Source organism: Floridaenema fluviatile BLCC-F154 (genome assembly GCF_041929135.1).
Classification (GTDB): Bacteria; Cyanobacteriota; Cyanobacteriia; order Cyanobacteriales; family Aerosakkonemataceae; genus Floridanema; species Floridanema fluviatile.
Genome location: NZ_JBHFNS010000057.1, coordinates 24,131 through 42,209, shown reverse-complemented (window position 1 = coordinate 42,209; position 18,079 = coordinate 24,131). Strand labels below are relative to the sequence as shown.

At 40.3% G+C, this 18,079-nt stretch carries 16 protein-coding genes and 1 pseudogene; 9 read left to right on the top strand and 8 right to left on the bottom strand.

Annotated features, from left to right (window positions below; all coding sequences use genetic code 11):
- Positions 1 to 136 precede the first annotated feature (136 nt).
- Positions 137 to 1,222 carry a hypothetical protein gene (locus ACE1B6_RS13800; protein ID WP_413257817.1) on the top strand — a complete coding sequence of 362 codons (1,086 nt, stop codon included), beginning with the start codon at positions 137 to 139 and terminating at the stop codon, positions 1,220 to 1,222.
- A 105-nt stretch (positions 1,223 to 1,327) separates the two neighbouring features.
- The gene (locus ACE1B6_RS13795) at positions 1,328 to 2,359 is read left to right on the top strand and encodes a hypothetical protein (protein WP_413257816.1); all 1,032 of its coding nucleotides are present in this window, start codon (positions 1,328 to 1,330) and stop codon (positions 2,357 to 2,359) included.
- 84 nt (positions 2,360 to 2,443) lie between these two features.
- Here ACE1B6_RS13795 and ACE1B6_RS13790 read toward each other — a convergent pair whose 3' ends face one another.
- The 3 genes from ACE1B6_RS13790 to ACE1B6_RS13780 all read right to left on the bottom strand — a co-directional run bounded on the left by ACE1B6_RS13790 (position 2,444) and on the right by ACE1B6_RS13780 (position 6,230).
- Entirely contained in the window at positions 2,444 to 3,874 is a 1,431-nt protein-coding gene (locus ACE1B6_RS13790) for a PEP-CTERM sorting domain-containing protein (protein ID WP_413257815.1), read from the bottom strand.
- A gap of 441 nt (positions 3,875 to 4,315) precedes the next feature.
- Positions 4,316 to 5,338, bottom strand: coding sequence for a long-chain acyl-[acyl-carrier-protein] reductase (locus ACE1B6_RS13785; RefSeq protein WP_413257814.1), 1,023 nt, complete (start codon positions 5,336 to 5,338; stop codon positions 4,316 to 4,318).
- A 196-nt stretch (positions 5,339 to 5,534) separates the two neighbouring features.
- Positions 5,535 to 6,230 carry an aldehyde oxygenase (deformylating) gene (locus tag ACE1B6_RS13780; protein WP_413257813.1) on the bottom strand — a complete coding sequence of 232 codons (696 nt, stop codon included), beginning with the start codon at positions 6,228 to 6,230 and terminating at the stop codon, positions 5,535 to 5,537.
- Positions 6,231 to 6,572: 342 nt separating this feature from the next.
- On the opposite strand from ACE1B6_RS13780, the gene ACE1B6_RS13775 reads away from it, so the two are divergent.
- The gene (locus ACE1B6_RS13775; protein WP_413257930.1) at positions 6,573 to 7,385 is read left to right on the top strand and encodes a carbohydrate ABC transporter permease; all 813 of its coding nucleotides are present in this window, start codon (positions 6,573 to 6,575) and stop codon (positions 7,383 to 7,385) included.
- A 115-nt stretch (positions 7,386 to 7,500) separates the two neighbouring features.
- On the opposite strand, the gene ACE1B6_RS13770 is transcribed toward ACE1B6_RS13775, so the two are convergent.
- The gene (locus ACE1B6_RS13770; RefSeq protein ID WP_413257812.1) at positions 7,501 to 8,529 is read right to left on the bottom strand and encodes a hypothetical protein; all 1,029 of its coding nucleotides are present in this window, start codon (positions 8,527 to 8,529) and stop codon (positions 7,501 to 7,503) included.
- Between the two features lie 184 nt (positions 8,530 to 8,713).
- Between ACE1B6_RS13770 and ACE1B6_RS13765 the strand changes: the two genes are divergently transcribed.
- Positions 8,714 to 10,414 (top strand): CBS domain-containing protein, encoded by a 1,701-nt coding sequence (locus tag ACE1B6_RS13765; RefSeq protein WP_413257811.1) that lies wholly within the window; start codon positions 8,714 to 8,716, stop codon positions 10,412 to 10,414.
- A gap of 61 nt (positions 10,415 to 10,475) precedes the next feature.
- Positions 10,476 to 10,769 (top strand): annotated as a pseudogene (locus ACE1B6_RS30080) (DUF433 domain-containing protein).
- Between the two features lie 66 nt (positions 10,770 to 10,835).
- Here the strand turns inward: ACE1B6_RS30080 and ACE1B6_RS13755 are convergent.
- A complete protein-coding gene (locus tag ACE1B6_RS13755) occupies positions 10,836 to 11,777 on the bottom strand; it encodes an alpha/beta fold hydrolase (protein WP_413257809.1) in 942 nt (313 codons plus the stop codon).
- Between the two features lie 18 nt (positions 11,778 to 11,795).
- A complete protein-coding gene (locus ACE1B6_RS13750) occupies positions 11,796 to 12,281 on the bottom strand; it encodes a DUF4112 domain-containing protein (RefSeq protein ID WP_413257808.1) in 486 nt (161 codons plus the stop codon).
- 126 nt (positions 12,282 to 12,407) lie between these two features.
- Between ACE1B6_RS13750 and ACE1B6_RS13745 the strand changes: the two genes are divergently transcribed.
- Entirely contained in the window at positions 12,408 to 13,004 is a 597-nt protein-coding gene (locus ACE1B6_RS13745) for a hypothetical protein (protein WP_413257807.1), read from the top strand.
- Here ACE1B6_RS13745 and thrC read toward each other — a convergent pair.
- On the bottom strand, positions 12,949 to 14,040 hold the full coding sequence (gene thrC / locus ACE1B6_RS13740) for a threonine synthase (RefSeq protein WP_413257806.1): 1,092 nt from the start codon (positions 14,038 to 14,040) through the stop codon (positions 12,949 to 12,951). The two genes, ACE1B6_RS13745 and thrC, sit on opposite strands and share 56 nt — an antisense overlap.
- 424 nt (positions 14,041 to 14,464) lie before the next feature.
- Between thrC and ACE1B6_RS13735 the strand changes: the two genes are divergently transcribed.
- The 3 genes from ACE1B6_RS13735 (at position 14,465) to ACE1B6_RS13725 (ending at position 16,765) form a co-directional block, all read left to right on the top strand.
- Positions 14,465 to 14,722, top strand: coding sequence for a hypothetical protein (locus tag ACE1B6_RS13735; RefSeq protein WP_413257805.1), 258 nt, complete (start codon positions 14,465 to 14,467; stop codon positions 14,720 to 14,722).
- 314 nt (positions 14,723 to 15,036) lie between these two features.
- Positions 15,037 to 16,095, top strand: coding sequence for a fatty acid desaturase (locus tag ACE1B6_RS13730; protein WP_413257804.1), 1,059 nt, complete (start codon positions 15,037 to 15,039; stop codon positions 16,093 to 16,095).
- 163 nt (positions 16,096 to 16,258) lie between these two features.
- Positions 16,259 to 16,765 carry a hypothetical protein gene (locus ACE1B6_RS13725; protein WP_413257803.1) on the top strand — a complete coding sequence of 169 codons (507 nt, stop codon included), beginning with the start codon at positions 16,259 to 16,261 and terminating at the stop codon, positions 16,763 to 16,765.
- Here the strand turns inward: ACE1B6_RS13725 and ACE1B6_RS13720 are convergent.
- On the bottom strand, positions 16,755 to 17,981 hold the full coding sequence (locus tag ACE1B6_RS13720; protein WP_413257802.1) for a glycosyltransferase family 4 protein: 1,227 nt from the start codon (positions 17,979 to 17,981) through the stop codon (positions 16,755 to 16,757). The two genes, ACE1B6_RS13725 and ACE1B6_RS13720, sit on opposite strands and share 11 nt — an antisense overlap.
- Positions 17,982 to 18,079: the final 98 nt, after the last annotated feature.

Genomic DNA, 18,079 nt, shown 5'->3' with positions numbered 1-18,079 from the left:
CCAGATTTTTTAACTAATATTGATGGTATTCTTCTTTGGCGATCGGACAAATAACTTGATAATTATTTACAGAAAAAAATCAGGAATATCTCTTAAATCAAAGGTATTATTGAAGTGTTCTACTTGATAAAAGAATATGAGCTTTTCAGTATTTAACGAATCTTTTTACCTAGCACATAACCCTGATGTGCAAGCAGCTGTCAATGCAGGAAATTTCGCTTCTGGTCTAGAACATTTCCAAAAATTCGGATTAGCAGAAGGACGAGTTAACGTCTCACCTTTCTATGACGAACAGTACTATTTGCGAAAAAATCCTGACGTAGGTACAGCAGTTACCTCTGGATTTTTACGTTCTGGTTTAGAACACTTTATCTTAGCTGGTGAAACTGAAGGTCGGCGAGCTAGTTTGCTGTTTGATGAACAATTTTATTCGCGGAAAAATCCCGATGTGGCAGCAGCAGTAACATCGGGTAATCTTAGTTCTGGTTTAACTCATTACTTACAATTTGGACAATCGGAAAATCGCTCTGGAACCAGTTTTAACGAATTTGCTTATAGTGGGATAACTAAGCTATCTCCTGAAACATTGAATTTAGAAAAAGTCAATCCAGATGTAGAAGCAGCCGTACAAGCTGGTTTATTTGCTTCGACTTTAGAACATTACATTAAATTCGGACAATTTGAGGACAGAGGAGGTGGTACTTTTAATGGCACAACAGGCAACGATACAGTTGTTGCTTTTGGACAAATAGATACACTTTACGGAGTAGATGCAAATATTGGGCCAGAATTAAGGGGTGCTACTCCCACTGGAGGTCAAGCTTTACATTTAGGCTTTGGAGTTAACGAAGCTGATGTTCTTTTTGGTGGTAATGGACAAGATACTTTTGTTTTAGGGCAAACTATTACTACCGGATCTTTTCCCAGCGAAAGTTATTCGATCGCTGTGCCATTTTATCAAGGAAATGGAGATGCTGATTATGCCTGGATTAGAAATTATGAAATCGGCAAAGATGAAATTGTCTTAGCTGGGGCAGTATGGAATTATGATTTTGTTCAATCTGGCGATAATTTGAATATATATCTCAGTGGCGTTAATGTTGGTAATAATTCTTCTCTCGTGCGTTTGGAAAATCCTGATTTAGTTGCCAGGGTTGAGGGAGTAATATCTCTAAATGAAATTCAATATAAATTGCAATTTACAGGTGGGCAAATGGTGTAATTAAAGATTCCAAAATAGTGGGTTTAGAAAAAATTTATTCCTCCTGACCTACAGACGTAAAAAATCTAGTTGACGAGAACGGTATTCTCTTTTTTGGAGTCAAATATGAGCTTCTCAGTATTTAACGAATCTTTTTACCTCGCCCATAATCCTGATGTGCAAGCAGCTATCAATGCCGGATTTTTCTCATCTGGTTTAGAACATTTTCAAAAATTTGGTTTGACAGAGGGACGAGTTTCAGTTTCACCTTTCTATGACGAAAATTACTATTTACAGAAAAATCCTGATGTAGCGACAGCAGTTACTACTGGGATGTTAAGTTCTGGATTACAGCACTTTATTTTCGTTGGTGAAACTGAAGATCGGCAAGCTAGTTTACTGTTCGATCAACAGTTTTATTTTCGGAATAATCCATCAGTCCAGGCGGCGGTCACAGTTGGTAGATATAGTTCTGGTTTAGACCATTACTTAAAAATAGGAAAATCGGCAAAAAGTTCGGGAACTAATTTTAATGAATTTGCTTATTTTGGGCTATCTACTAGTGAAAAAGTCAATGCGGATGTAGAAGCAGCTGTAAAAGCTGGTTTGTTTGCTTCTAGTTTAGAACATTACATTACACAGGGACAATTTGAGGGCAGAGTCGGTATTTTTAGTGGCACGAAAGGCAACGATACTGTTACTGCTTTTGGCCAATTAACTAAACTGTATGGAGTAGACACATATATTGTGCCAGAAGTAATAAATGGTACTCTCACTGGAGGTCAACGTTTACTTTTTGGCGAGGGGTTTGGCCAAGTTGATGTCCTTGTTGGTGGCAATGGACAAGATACTTTTGTTTTGGGTCAATCTCTTCCGTTGACGAACCTGCCAAATGCTCCAGTTTATGCTTTGCCTTTTTATCGATTGGGCGGAGATGCTGATTATGCCCTAATTAAAAATTATGAAATTGGCAAAGATGAAATTCTGTTAGCAGGGGCAACAAGTGATTATAATTTTGTTCAATCTGGTGATAGTTTGAATATATTTAGTTATATCAAAGCTATAGACCGTTCTGATTTAATTGCCAGCGTTGAGGGAGTAACATCTTTAAGTCAAATTGAGAGCCAATTGCGATTTGAGAGTGGAGCAATAATATAACAAATTAAAAAATAGTAGGTTGGGTTAACCAATATTTAACCCAACCTACAGGTAGCAAAAAAGTTAAATCATTGTCGATCGCAATTAGTTTACCGACTTGCAAAAACGTTTACGATTAACCAAAGCTAAACCAACAGTAGCTAAACCAAGTAAAGTTGCAGGTTCGGGAACTGACTCTGGATCAAATGCGGAACGTTCGATCCGAAAAGCGATCGTTTGTCCGCCTTGGAATAATGATTTATTGTAACCAGCTGCGGTTAATTGATCGAGATTGAGCATTTCAATCTGTCCTAACCAATTTCCCGAACCAATTACGTTTGCACCTTTTTGGTCAAAGTAAGCTAATCCTTCTTCACGAGACAAACTGCCAAACATTTTATCGTTCAGAGTGTTGATTTTAGTGTATTTACTAACCAAGCTGCTGTAACTGTTATTGACGTTAGCTGCACTTAGATCTTTGGTGTAATTTTCTTGGGTTTTGCTGACAGTCTCTTGAGCTTTAACAATAAACTCCTCATATTTGGTTGTAGTACTGTTGACTGTTGTTTGCGCCTTTTCAATCAACGTTGCATAATTATTTTGAGTCTGATTTACTTTAGTTTGAGCATTGGTCAATAATTTCTGATAATTATTATTGACACTTTGAACTGTGCTTGAGTGACCATCATGATACTTGGTTTTAGTCGTTGGGGATTGTCGATTCAAGTAATCTTCAAAACTTAAATTAACATCCACAAAAGCTTGTTTAGTACTATTGTTTTGCTGTTGTAAGTAATTTTCAAAACTTAAATTAACATCTTTAAAAGCTTTTTGCACGCTAGCTGATTGAGTTTGTACATAATCATCCAAACTGAAATTCACATTTATAAACGCTTGTTGTGTGCTATCTGGTTGATAACTCACGTATGTTTCCAAACTCCATTGCTGGTATTCTGCTAATGTTGGAATCGGTTTAGATTGAGCAAAATTGTTAGCATAAGCAGATAAGTTTTCGTGAACTCCGCTTGTATGTAAACCTGCTACACTGGCTCCTACAACATTACCGTATAAGCCAACTTGGGAAACTCCACTAGTGTTACCGCCAAAGTGAACACCAAAAAGATTACCGTTCGCTTCAGCTACATTTTTTCCAGTCGTGTTAATTAATAAATCACCCCAACCGATGTTGTATACGGTTTTTCCTTTGTCATTTACGGTGTCTATACCTGCGTCTATTCCCATATTGTAAGTATTAATGGCAAAGTAGGTGTATTTGGCATCTTCCATAAAACCCATGCCATATAAATCGTAATGATTACCACCTGTTCCATCGCCTACTGCATCATGAGAATATTGCCAAGTTCCTAGTGGTTGTTGACCAAGAATCAAAGTTGTTACATCATTATTGCATTCAAAACCAATAGAGAGAGTTGCATTACCAAAATCTGCGGCTTTGGCTTGACTGTTGAAACTTAAAACACTAATTAGAGTAGTAGTTACAGCCAATAAAGATTTAACGTAAAAACGAGATTTCATAGTATTTACTCTCCTTTGAGTTCAAGATAAGAAAATTGCCGATCTGATCCCAAGATACGAAATAAAATCTCAATAGCTAAGAGGGAAAGTACTTGTTAATGATGTGAATTTTCTGTAGGTTCTTTCGGTAAATTTTCGGAGAAAACTGAGTACGTTAAGGAGTTTCTTGAAACTTAATTCTCACTAGGGATTTGCATAATTTATAAAACATAAATCTCAATAATCGTCTTTAAATATTTTCCTAAAACCCAAGTTTTTTAGGTATAGTACGTAAGACTTGAATTTTTCTTTTAGCTAAGAATTTAATTTAGTCTGTATAACTTGAATTTATTCCGTAATTACCGATGAGTATCGCTATGAGTACGGGAGAGCCGGAGAGCCGTAGGTTGGGTTAAATATTTATTAACCCAAACCTACAGATAGAAAAAGGCTAAGTCATCATCAAAATGACAGTAATGGTCGAAATCCGTGCTTCAGTGAAACTTCGCCGATTTGTTCCATTTTGGCGACTGTAATTTGATTTCTGCCCCAAGAAAAGTTGGTGTACCACTTTTCAAATTCGAGTAGCATTGATTCAGCAAAACAGGCAAATAATTGGCGTGTTGGTACGTCCATATTCACGATTTTCATGATTTTCCAATCAATATCGAGGGAATGTTCTACGATACCGCCATTGAGGACGTAGACACCGGGATGCTGAATTTTTGTGCCTAAGTTTTTCGGATAGCCGCCATCAATTAACAAACAAGGTTGTTTTAAGCTAGTCGGATCGATTTCTACGCCTTTGGGCATACTGGCGACCCAAACAACGATATCGGCTAGGGGTAGGGCTTCTTCTAATCCCATGATTTTGCCCCGACCTAGTTCTTCTTGTAAGGATTGTAAGCGATCGCGATCGCGAGCAATCAACAACAACTCTGCCACATCAGTTCGCCCATTGAGCCAGCGGCAAACTGCACTACCGATATCGCCTGTTGCGCCACAAATGGCTACTGTTGCCTTCGACAGTTCAATCCCCAATTTTTTCGAGGCTTCTTCTACTTGCCGACAAATAATGTAAGCTGTGTGAGTATTGCCTGTAGTAAAACGCTCAAATTCTAATTTAATATTGCGAACTTGAGTGATTTGATTAAGATTGAAATTTTCAAAAATAATCGAAGAAAAACCACCTAAAGCAGTAATGTTAATCCCATGCTTTTGAGCATGAGCCATTGCATTTACAATTTTGCGTGTTGCTGCTTTAATCCTTCTATTTGCCAACATTTCTGGCAAAAAGCAAGATTCAACATATTGTCCTTTAATCTTTTGACCTGTAATGCTGGTGACTGTAATTTCATCAACAATCTGGGGTGGAGCAGAACACCAAAAATCCAAGCCTTGATCGGCATATTCTGGGTAGCCCAAGTCTCTTGCTACTAATTGGGCGTGTTCTAAACTGGTAAGGTGACCAATGAGACCAAACATGAATTCTTTTAAGCAGACCTATTATTTAGCCTGAAATAGAGGTGAAAATGAAATCAAATTATTTGCAGTTAAAAAATCTTACACAAAATTGCCGATTAGAAGAATGATTAGCTAATCGGCATTAGTATTGATTTTGCCTGCTTTTCCTATCAGCACGGGTTGTTTGAGAGCTTTTAGGATAAGTTTTAGCCATTGATTAGGCAGCTGCCAGTCCGTAAGCTGACATCCGCATAATTTCGCCAGTGGTAAAGCCAATATTACTTAAAGCTTCGCCGTAAGCGATCATGAAATCTTCGACTAAAGCTTCTTTTTCCATTGCCAAAACATGAGCATCATCTGCAACTTGATTGAGCATTTGCCAAACTATGGGTAAGTTTTGCCGATTTGCTGCTTCTAATTCTGCTTTTGATGCGGCAAAGTTTGCTTTCAGCCAAACTTCGCCAAAGTTGAGGTGTGAATATTCGTCTTTGACTACACCTTCGGTAATTTTACGGGCAAAGGGGTCAGCTACGGGAATGTAGATGTTGTATGCAGCGATCGCAAAACACTCAATCACCAGAGATTGAATCAGCAAACAAGTAACCACTTTGCCTTCGGCTAGTGCATCTTGGAAATTTTGATGCAGTTTGGCGAAGAACTGACGGGCAAATACCATGTCCGGTGTCACTTGAAGATTACGACCACAAGCTTCAAATCCTTTCTTGTGGCGACTTTCCATTTTGGAAAGGCGAATTAATTCTTCCTCGTGCTCCGGTAGCAGTTTAGCCAGTTGAATGTAATTTTCGTGGGCTTCTTGTTCGCCTTCAATCACGATCGCATTAATGCGACTGTAAGCGTCTTTGTATTTCTCGCTGTGGAAGTCTAGTGCTGCACTGGCTTCAAGCTGCGGCATAAGTAACTTGTCTCCTCAACGTTATTTGGTAGATATTGGTCGAGCAAAAATCGACACTGGTCTGAGATTTTAGGGTAAAAAAGCTACCCTGCATTATTAGATACAATTTACCAGAATCACCAGAAATCACTGATTTTTCTTGCCAAGTCATCTCATTCGACTTACTTTATCATTAACTGTAATCTGCCAGACTGATATCTAGCCTGAGCATGATCACTGGAGTTAATACCTAGTCTGTTATTGTAGGCAACTATTCACTTCTTTGCTCAATGTTTAGAAAATCGATACCTAAAAGAAGTTTCTCTACTGACTTAACTTATGAATCAGCCAAATACTACACCGATGTTCGATCGCTCTCTCCTGGCATGGTTAAATCCAGTTTTGTTGGTGTTTGGTGCTGCTTTAGTCTTACTACCCTTGCTAGTCGTCTTCTTCACCTCCTTTGCTCCTCCTGGGACGCTTTCTAGCGGCTTAACAGCAAATTTGACTTTTGAAAACTACCAGGAAGCTTGGCAACGGGGTAATTTTTTACTAGCTTTCGCTAATTCTACTTTGGTAGCTTTGGCAGTGACGGCGTTTCAGGTTGTTACCTCGGCTTTGGCAGGTTACGCTTTAGCTAGATTGCGATTTCGTGGTCGTCAGGCTTTGCTACTACTTATTTTGGCTACTTTAGTAATTCCCTTTCAGCTATTAGTAATTCCTATCTTTTTGGTGCTGAAATGGGGACATCTAATTAACACTTATTGGGCGCTAATTTTACCGACTGCTGCTAACGGTTTTAGCATCTTCTTAATGCGTCAATATTTTCTAACTATACCTGTGGAACTGGAAGAAGCTGCTGCTTTAGATGGAGCAAATAGGTTACAAATTCTCTGGAATCTCATGATTCCTTTATCTCGTCCAGCTTTGGTAACTCTGTTTTTGTTCACTTTTATTGGTGAGTGGAACGATTTATTTAAACCTTTGGTTTTTACTACTCGACCAGAATTGAGAACTGTACAATTAGCTTTGGCAGAGTTTCAAGAACAATTTACAAATAATTGGCCTTTGTTAATGGCTGCTGTCATCATTGCTACTGTGCCAGTAGTTGTTTTATTCGCGATCGGTCAAAAGCAATTTATTCGCGGTATCGCCACTACTGGAATTAAGAATTAAGGACTGCGGAGATGGCGAGATGGCGAGATGGCGAGGAGTCTTAGATATAGTTAATTTTTCCCCCTGCCCCCCTGCCCCCCTGCCCCTCTGCCCCTCTGCCCCTCTGCCCTCTTGCTTAACTAAGAATTCTCAGGCGAACAATTTGCTGTCCTTCGTCGTCTAAGGAGACTTCGATGACTTCGCCGGAGAGACGTTCGATGCAGGAGAGGAGCGATCGCAAATGTGGAGTACTCGCGCCTGTGTCTACGTAAAGTCGATCGGCTAAACTGCCTAAACGTTTCCAAGTTGTGAAGAATTTAGCGATCGTTTGTTCTAATTGGGAAGCTTGTTTTACTAAGTCAGAAGCCGTATTTAAACAACCAACTCGCAAGGCATCTTCTAATGCTAATTCCACATCAATTGATGATTGATTAATTGCTTGCACTTGAGCAGCAGCATGAAGATATTTTGCTAAATTCCGGGCATCAGAAGTTGCCTGTTTTAATTTATCTACTGTTGGTTCTTCGGCTACTTCTTCTTGGAGGAAACTAACATGAGATTCGGGTAACTTACCTAATTCTTTTACCAAAGGTGTTAAGTAACGGGAAGGAAGGGTGCGATCGGCAACTTTGGCTTTCACTTCTTCCGGGACGAGATCGGAACTCATTGCTGTCCATTCATCAGTTAATTGACGAACTTCGCGCCTAGTAATGCGATCGCCTTTTTGTGCCGCTTCTGTGACCATTTGTTGTACTTCTGGAGAAGATTTAGCTGTTTCCACAAAAGCGCGTTTGCTGAAGTTTCTAATCGCATTTGGGTCGAGTTTTCCTTCTTCCAGTAAAGTATCGGCGCTATTAGCGAGTTCAATTAAAGAATATGCCTGACTTTTGCTAATTTCTCGGTCTTTTAGCCAGTTTAAAAAGCCGCTACCTCTACCTTCGCCGCGTTTCTTCTCTCTGTCGCGGATTGCCCTTAAAATGCGTCCTCGCCAAATTTCCGTTAGCAGATCGAAGCGATCGCAAACTTGCCAAGCGGTATCTAACTGTTCTTGAAACTGATCGTCGGGAATTTGTTCGTCTTCGGGATCGGGGAGTTGAAAGTTGATATCGCTGATACCTTCTAAGGCAGATGCGAGGTCTTCTTGGGACAGTGAATATTCAGGCATGGAAGCGCGATCGGTTAGGTCACAGAAGGATCATTATTGCACGATTAACCGAGAGATGCAGTGAACTACTAAAGAATTTCTTATTTTCCTAGTACCCAAAAGATCTTTAATTCTTTAAATTCTTGCTAGGTAAATTTAGCTACTCTAGTATAAGTGACTCCAGTGCTAAGAGATTCCTTCCTCTATGGACTTTCCGAACCCAGAACAAGCCATTGACTGCCAGCCGTTAACTGTATCGCCTAACACATCATTACTAGAAATGCTGTCATTGATGAACCAGGTTCGAGGTAGAAACAGTATCTTACATCATCAAACAGAAACTAATTGTAAAGATTCGACTTTACCAGATGTTGCTTTGTCCTCTGATTTAGCCGAACATGAAGTAAATAGTTGCGTTTTAGTAGTTGTAGAAGATTATCTCAAAGGAATAGTTACCGAAAGAGACATTGTGAAATTAGTGGCAACAGGGCAAAACTTAAATGTGCCTGTTTCCGCAATTATGACACAAAAACTTACCACTTTATCTTTATCTGAATTTAAAGATGTTTTTGACGCTTTAACACTATTGCGGCAACATCGAATTCGCCATTTACCAATTGTAGATAACCAGGAAAAATTAATTGGTATTGTCACGCCAGGAACGATTCGTCGCCTTTTACAACCTGCCAGTTTATTGGCAATGCGCCGCGTTGGTGATGTGATGACAAAAAAAGTGATTCATGCTGCTGCTAGCACTTCAATTTTGCATTTAGCTCAGTTAATGAATCAGCATCAAGTAAGTTCAATAGTTATTACCTCTCAACAAAATTATCACCAGTTTATTCCTGTGGGAATAGTCACTGAAAGAGACATTGTACAATTGCAAATTCTCGGTGGCGATTTAGCGGAGACATGGGCGGAAACTGTGATGAGTCAGCCTTTATTTTGTCTGCATCCAGAAGATTCTTTGTGGTTAGCACATCAACAAATGCAACAACGGTTAGTGCGCCGTTTAGTAGTTGTTGATACTGCTGGGGAACTGTTGGGAATTCTCACTCAAAGTAATATTTTGCGATCGCTCGACCCGATCGAATTATACAACGTTGTTGAAACCCTACAACAAGTAGTAGAAAATCAAACAACCGAATTAGTTCAAGCTAATCAACAACTACGTCAGCAAACAGAAGAAATGTATCATGCTTTAGAAAAAGAACAAGAACTTAACAAGCTAAAATCACAATTTATTTCAATGGTTTTCCATGAATTTCGTAACCCGCTAAGTGCGATTATTATGTCGGCGCAAACTATACAAATTCATGACGATCGACTTTCAGAAGCGAGAAAAAGTAAGTTTTTGGAACAAATCCAAGATTCGGCTCAACAAATGCTCAGACTAATTGAAGATCTTTTAGTAATAGGCAGAACTGAGCCAGGGAAAGTGCAAGCTAATCCTGTACCGATAAATCTAGCATATTTTTGTCAACAATTATTAGCCGAGTTACAAATTTCTGATGAAAGGGGACACGATTTCAGTTTTACTTGTCAAGGCAAACAAGATTCATTTTTTAATTTTGACGAACAATGGTTGCGTTATATTCTCTCCAACTTATTATCTAATGCCCTGAAATATTCTCCCCCAGGTACTACTGTAAAATTGCGCCTTTCTATTGATACAGACCAGGCGATTTTTCAAATTATCGATCGGGGAATTGGTATTCTCCCCCAAGATCAATTAAATTTATTTGAACCGTTTTATCGAGGGCAAAATGCCCATAAAATTTCCGGTTCTGGCTTAGGATTAGCTATTGTCAAAAATTATGTAAACTTACTCAAAGGTCAAATTAGTTTCACCAGTGAAATTGGTGTAGGCACAACTTTTACTCTAATTTTGCCATTAAATGCTTGAAAAAACATAGCTATTTTTAGATGTAACTACTAAAATATGAATTAGTTAGAAGGAGTTAAATATGACTACAAATATTGATATTGGAACTCTCATTATCCGCACGCCAGAAACCTGTGGAAATCGTCCCAGAATTGCCGGAACTAGAATTTCTGTGGCGCAAATAGCTGTTTTAACGAAACAAGGACTGACTCCAAAAGAAATAGTTCAAGAATATGGCTTTATAAATTTAGCTCAAGTTTAGGCTGCCTTAGCTTATTATCATGCAAATACTGATGAAATAGAGGCATATTTAGCAGCAGAAAAAGCCGAGTATGAACGATTGGAAGCAGAATATATTGCGAGTCAGCAGAAATGAGCCAAATTCGTTTGTATCTGGATGAAGACACACTCAGAGGAGCATTAGATTTCAGAAAATAAACCTTTATTTGACACTCACTAAATCAGTATCTCGCAAAAAGTCTAAAATTGCCTCGTTCACAACTTCTGGGCAACTGGCGGAAGGATCGTGTCCACAATCTGGTAAAATTTTTAATTGAGAACCGGGTAAACGTAGTTGTAATTTTTTTCCATTACTAACATCAAACCAGCGGTCTTGTTCTCCCCACAAAATCAAAGTTGGACAATGAATTTTGGGTAAGTTTTCTTGAATTTTGCTGATAATATTTGGTTCTTTATTTAGTAAACGATCGATCTCTCTGGCAGAGTTTCGCAATTCTTCGGCATATTTGGCGATCGCATTGGTAAAGTTGATATAGGGGTAAGAAATCCAGTAAACTTCTTCGGAAGTGATGGATTCTGGATTAACTACTACTTCCCGTCGTTCAATTTCAATGATTCTTTGTACCATTGGCGCAAAGAGTTTAGTTAGTCTTAAGTTATCTACAGTTCGCACTAAGTCCATTGGTAAATAAGATAGCAATCTCATGGCGCGGTTGGGTAATCTTTCGGGAAAAATGGGTACATTTATGACTACTAAACCAGCGAATAATTCCGGGTATGAAGTTGCTGCACCTAATGTGACTAATGCGCCTAAAGAAATGGCGACAACGATCGCAGGTTCATCGCTTAAAGCTTCAATAATTCGCTTGATTTCAATGATTTGATGTCCTACTTGTTCTGTGTATAATGGTCGATCGGAAAATCCATGACCTTTGGCATCAAAACAAATCACGCGAAAGTGTTGGGAAAGGCGATCGATATTATGTCGCCAACCATAACTCCAGCTACCAATTCCATGTACTAAAAATAAAGGTTTGCCTTTACCTTTTTCCCCATAAGCAATTTTCACGGGATAACCATTAGCGTCGGTAATTGTAACAGTTTGCCGACCTTTGGGAAAGGTTTTTGACCACCAATCTTGCATTTCCTCACTCCTCACTATTTATCTGTTACCTGTAATCAGGCTAAAAAAGAAACTAACTATTAAAATGCTAATCGTACCGACAACTGCAACGAACAAAATTAACCCAATTAGCAAGAGAAACAAAAACCATTTATCTGGTTTTTCATTTGACTCTGGTAATTTTAAGTACTCTTCTAGCAATGCAACATTTTTGGCATTAGCTTTCCAAGCAACATCAAATAAATCTCCAGCTACGGGTACGCTTCCCGCAAAGGTATCAAAGAGAATGTTAGAAAACATTCGCATTAAAATTTGTTTTGGTAATCCTAACATTGCTGATTCCCAAACAATGTAAGCGGCAAAGAATGCTGATACTGTGTCGCCTCCACCAGGAATTAATCCTAAAATTGGATCGATACCAAAACGAAATTTTGTTCCGGGAATGGGAATGGCGTTATCTAATACATGACTAATCCTCCGTAGGCGTTTGAGGGTGGATGCTTGACGTTGGGATTTTGTAATCATAGCGACAGTAAAATAAGAGAAGGTTAAATTTAATAAGTTTTAGTTTGGGAAAATCCAGTATATTTAAAGCTAAATGGGCATTGTGTCTTTAATATAAGCAGCTGCTAATAAGAAAAAAATAAAGATATGAGTCAAGAGGTTAGTCAGTGGATAGCGGAAATTCAGGCTTTGCGGGAACAGGTGGCGCAAGCACAACGCGATCGCGACACAGCTTTAGAAACTGCGACTAAGTGGAGTGAGCTTTACAACACGGAAGCAGAACAACGCCGCACGGAAGCCAAGCTATCACAGGAAATGATAAAGACGCTGAAGGCAGAAATCCAGCAACTAAAGACTGGTATTACCTTAGAAACGGATGATTCTCTGGATGTAACGGCTATTTCTCAAGAGGTAGAACAGCTACAAGGTGTAGGGGAGTTGCAGCGAAAATTGCTGGAAGTGGCGATCGAACGCGAGAAATTAATTAAAGCCTTAAAAACCGAACAAGAAAACCACGCCAACACTCGTCAAAGTCTAACTACGGCTTTAAGCGATATGGTAGATCTCCTCACTAAGCATGGTGGCGAAACTAAAGAAGCTACACCAAAACTTAAAAGTGAGGAGAAGCAACCGGAACCTGCCAAGTTGCCCGCATCAACTAAACAACCTGTACAATTACCAATTAAAACTAAAAGCCCATCACTTCAGCTACCGCCGACAAGACCGGCTCCACCCCGTTCTTAAATTGGTTTTCACAGTGTTTAATCGCTGTATCTGGGTCTTTTAGTCCATTTCCCGTGAGGACACAAACTACTGTTGCACCGTTGGGAATTTGATCTTGAACTTTCAGCATTCCGGCAACCGAAGCAGCACTAGCTGGTTCACAGAAAATTCCTTCTTCGGAAGCCAGTAACCGATAAGCGGCTAAAATTTCCTCGTCGGTAACGGCATTGAATGCGCCTTGGCTAGCTTGTTGTGCGGCTATGGCTTTTTCCCAACTCGCTGGGTTGCCAATGCGAATGGCGGTGGCTAGGGTGTCGGGATGAGCGACTGGTTTACCTGTAACGATGGGTGCGGCTCCCGCTGCTTGAAATCCCATCATTTTCGGTAGGCGATCGCATTTTCCTTCCTGATGGTATTGACAAAAACCCATCCAATATGCTGTGATATTTCCCGCATTTCCCACAGGGATACACAACCAATCAGGCGCATTACCTAAAGCATCGACTACTTCAAAAGCCCCAGTTTTTTGCCCTTCTAACCGAAAAGGGTTAACCGAGTTAACCAAGGTGACGGGATAGCTTTGGGCCATATCCCGAACGATTTTCAGTGCGTCATCAAAGTTACCTTTAATTGCCAGCACTTCTGCGCCATACAGTAAAGCTTGGGCTAATTTACCCAAAGCAACGTAACCATCGGGAATTAATACAAAAGCTCGCATCCCACCCCGTCGCGCATAAGCAGCAGCAGCAGCGGAGGTGTTACCAGTGCTAGCACAAATAACGGCTTTAGCACCAGCTTCTTTGGCTTTCGAGATTGCCAAAGTCATGCCGCGGTCTTTGAAACTTCCCGTGGGATTGAGTCCGTCATACTTTACGAACACGCGGACTTGTCTGCCGATGCGAGAAGCGATCGCCGGAACCGGAATCAGCGGCGTATTGCCTTCTAACAAAGTCACTACAGGCGTGTCCGATGTCACTGGCAAATAAGGACGATAAGCTTCTATCAGACCAGGCCAGCTTTTTAGCTTAGAGTCAGCAAGGGAAAGACTAACACTCACAGATACAACATAACTCCGAAATATACACTCAGTTTACCCTGTAAGGTTCCTTCTGGGCAGGGGGGCAGGGGGGCAGGGGGGCAGGGGGGCAGAGGGGCAGAGGGGCAGGGGGCAGGGGGGCAGAGGGGACAAGGGGCAGAGGGGACAAGGGGCAGAGGGGACAAGGGGCAGAGGGGACAAGGGGCAGAGGGGACAAGGGGCAGAGGGGACAAGGGGCAGAGGGGAATTTTTAGCTCAAAACTCAAAACTCAAAACTTTCTCCCCACCTCCCCAGTCCCCAGTCCCTAATCCCCAATCCCCAGTCCCCAGTCCCCGATCGCCAATTTTAGAAAAATTTAATATTTCAAAAACTTAACTTTGCTTAACGTTACAGGGTAGAATTTACGAGATGGTGTGAGTAAGCAAATATAACTAAGCAACGAAAATGTCAACTGGTTTATCTGCATCAACTATTCAACGTCCAGCGATCGCTGTTCAAGAAGTGAGCAATATGTCTGTAGCTCTAAGCAATCAAGTCCGCATGATGGAAAAAATGAAGTCGGTGTATCAAGCCGATCAGCAACTTAAGCTGTTAAATCTGCAAGCGGAAGTAGAAACTTTGTTGCAACAGCTACAAAATCTCAAGCAACAGCGTTTGACAGAAGAAGATTCTGAAATCAGCGATCAGGATCATCAAGGATAGTAAAAATCAGTACTGTCATTCCTCTGCGATACATAGATGAACACTCTGGCTCTGATTTTGGCTCAGGCTAATTTTTCATAACTAGCCAGCGGGTTTAACTCATGGTATAAACAGAAAAGTTTCGCTACGGGCAACTCTGTATTTTCTTCGGAAAAACCAGTATTGTTCCTCAGCCTGACTACTAGTTAGAGTTAGCAAAAAGGAAACGATTTTCCTCTATTGCCTATTACTCATTTATTTCTACTAGGCTAATTTTCTGTGTCTATTTTGCTACGCACTGTACGGTTACGCAAAAAGTTGAAGTTAAATAATTCATGACTCTATCATTTGTCAAACCTGAAGATTTAGAATCTACCCTTGAAGTTTCTCCTAATCTCCGCCTCAGAGATATTTTGCAGACTTTACCAAAAGAAGTTTTCCTGAAAAATCGCCGCAAAGCTTGGACTTCGGTGATAATTAATGTGTTGCTGGTTGGTTTAGGCTATGCCAGCATTGTGTTTTCTCCTGGGTTTTTGTTACCATTCGCCTGGATTTTTACGGGGACGGCGCTGACTGGTTTTTTTGTTATTGGTCATGACTGTGGACATCGTTCATTTGCTAACCGTCGTTGGGTGAACGATCTGCTGGGTCATGTCATGATGTTGCCTTTGATTTATCCTTTTCATAGTTGGCGGATTCTCCACAATTACCACCACACTCATACAAATAAGTTAGATGTGGATAATGCTTGGCAACCTTTTAAACCAGAGTATTACGATAGTTTGGATACATTAAAAAAATCGGGTTATCGAGCGATCCGAGGTCGTTTTTGGTGGGTAGGATCGATCGCGCACTGGGCAGTTTTACACTTTGATTGGAACCAATTTGAAGGTAAACAGCGGGAACAGGTAAGATTTTCTGTATTATTGGTTTTGGGGTTTGGGGCGATCGCATTTCCCACATTAATCGCTACAACTGGGATTTGGGGTTTTGTCAAATTTTGGTTAATGCCTTGGTTGGTTTACCATTTCTGGATGAGTACCTTTACTTTGGTACACCACACATATTCTGATATTCCTTTTAAACCAGAAGCAGAATGGAACGAAGCAATGGCGCAGTTAGCCGGAAGCGTTCATTGTGACTATCCTCGCTGGGTGGAATTTCTCTGTCACGATATCAACGTTCATATTCCCCACCATGTTTGTACTGCTATTCCTGCTTATAATTTGCGTTTAGCGCATCGCAGTTTAAAGGAAAATTGGGGAGAGTATGTCCGAGAATATCGTTTTTCTTGGTCATTAATGAAACAAATCACCGACGAATGTCACTTGTACGATCCTGAAAAATGCTACGAATCATTTCAAAATCATCACGCTAAAGAAACTGATTCGTAGTAGCGACTTCAGTCGTCAAAGTTCGTAGTGGCGACTTCAGTCGTACTATCAAGCAAGGTAACGACTGAAGTCGCTACTACGAACTTGGGAGTAGCGACATTACCGCATCAATCGCTAAACTATGCGAATAAGACTTTTTAAAGGTTGAGAATCCTTAGTTGGGATGATGAATATACCAAAGCATTCGAGTAAACCAGTTCTTGAGAGCAGAAAACTTAACTACCATGATGCTTATAGTTGTCCGGTTTGTCGCTATGGTCATATTTCGGTTTTGACTCTCACGGAAGCTTTTGCTTGTGATTTTTGTCGCCATATTTTTACGGCTAACATTGAAGAACAAGTTTTGATTATGGCAGATAGTACACCACCAATGGCTTGGCGGTGGACTGGTAGAAATTGGAAAATAGCAAATCAAAAAGATTCGGAGTTATCTTTTGTGGTGTGGCTGTTGGGAATGGCTTTAGTAATTTTCCCAACTTTAATTGTGGGAGTTTCTACTTATATTTTCCCACCGGAAGAAGGAAGTAGTCAATCTGCTTTTCCTTTAGTTTGGCTGGGTTTGACTTTTTTATCTCATTTAATTTTGGTACTTTGGCTGTTAGCAGAAAGTTACCAATTGCCATTTTATACTTATGTAAAAGTCAAAATTCGCAATTGGCTTAATCGGTGATTACTTGTTCGTAAAGTTTTCCGGCGCGTTGCCAGGTGTATTCGGTTTCTACTAAATCTCGCCCGTTTTTCGATAACTCTTGCCGCAATTCTGGATTTTCAAATAAGCGAGTGATGGCGTTAATATATTCTGGGATGCTGTTAGCTCTTAATGCTCTTAATGGTACATTGGGAGTGTCAACGGCTAATCCTTCTAATCCGCGATCGCTACCGACAACCGGAGATCCCGCTGCCATTGCTTCTAAGGTTTTATTTTTAATCCCATAACCTGCACGCAAAGGTACTACACAAATTGCACTTTCGTGGAGATATTCTACCATTGATGGCACTTTTCCCGTAACAATAACTCCTTTGGTTTCTGCGAGTGCTAAAACTTCGGGGGTGGGACGTGCGCCGACAATACTAAAAGTAGTTTCGGGGTAATTTTTTTGCAATTCTGGTAACACTTCTAAGGCGAAAAATCGCACTGCGTCGATGTTGTGTGATGCGTCCATTGCGCCGACAAATGCTAGTTTATATCCTCCGGGATCGCTATTTCGATAAGGGAATAATTCTAAGTCTACACCGTTGGGAATTACGGGAATTTTGGCATCGGAACGGTATTTAAGAAATTGTTGTTTGTCGTCTTCGGTGGTGACAACTAAGTAATTAAATTTGCTGGAATAGCGTTTTTCGTAGCGTTCTAAAAGTAGGTTGAGGTAAAGGCGATCGCGCACCGCATTCGGTGAAGCACCCATATCCAAATGATCGCGTATCCAACCATAAACCGAACTATGAATATCAACAATAGTTTTAACTGAATTTTTAAATTCAGGACGGACATAAATTTCATTAACGCTATGTTCGCAGGTGATGACATCGCATTTTTCCGCCTTCACAAAGCCATCTACCCAAGCTTGAATTTCGGGAGAATAACGATATAAAACATTTGGCGGTGTTGCTTTAATTAAAGATTCCGAAAAGCGAGAAACTTTACCAATTAATCCTTTAATTCCACTTAGCTGTTTTGGTTCAGGTGGTAGGGGAAAAATCACTAATTCTTTCACCCATTCTCGGAGTTCTGCTACTTCGGTGTCAGTGACTCCTGAGTGACGCTGAGTAACGAGGGTGATTTGATGACGTTGTTGTAGATACTTAAGTAAATTAAAGGTTCTAATTTCGGTTCCCCCGCGAGTTGGTGGGTAGGGGAAGGTGGAGGAAAGCATGAGGATGTTCATAGAGATTAATTTTAATTAATTTTACAGATTCGCATTTTGACGATCGCAATTACCATTAGAATTGTAGCCTTGAGTAAGCTGATGGGAAAAATTTCCAG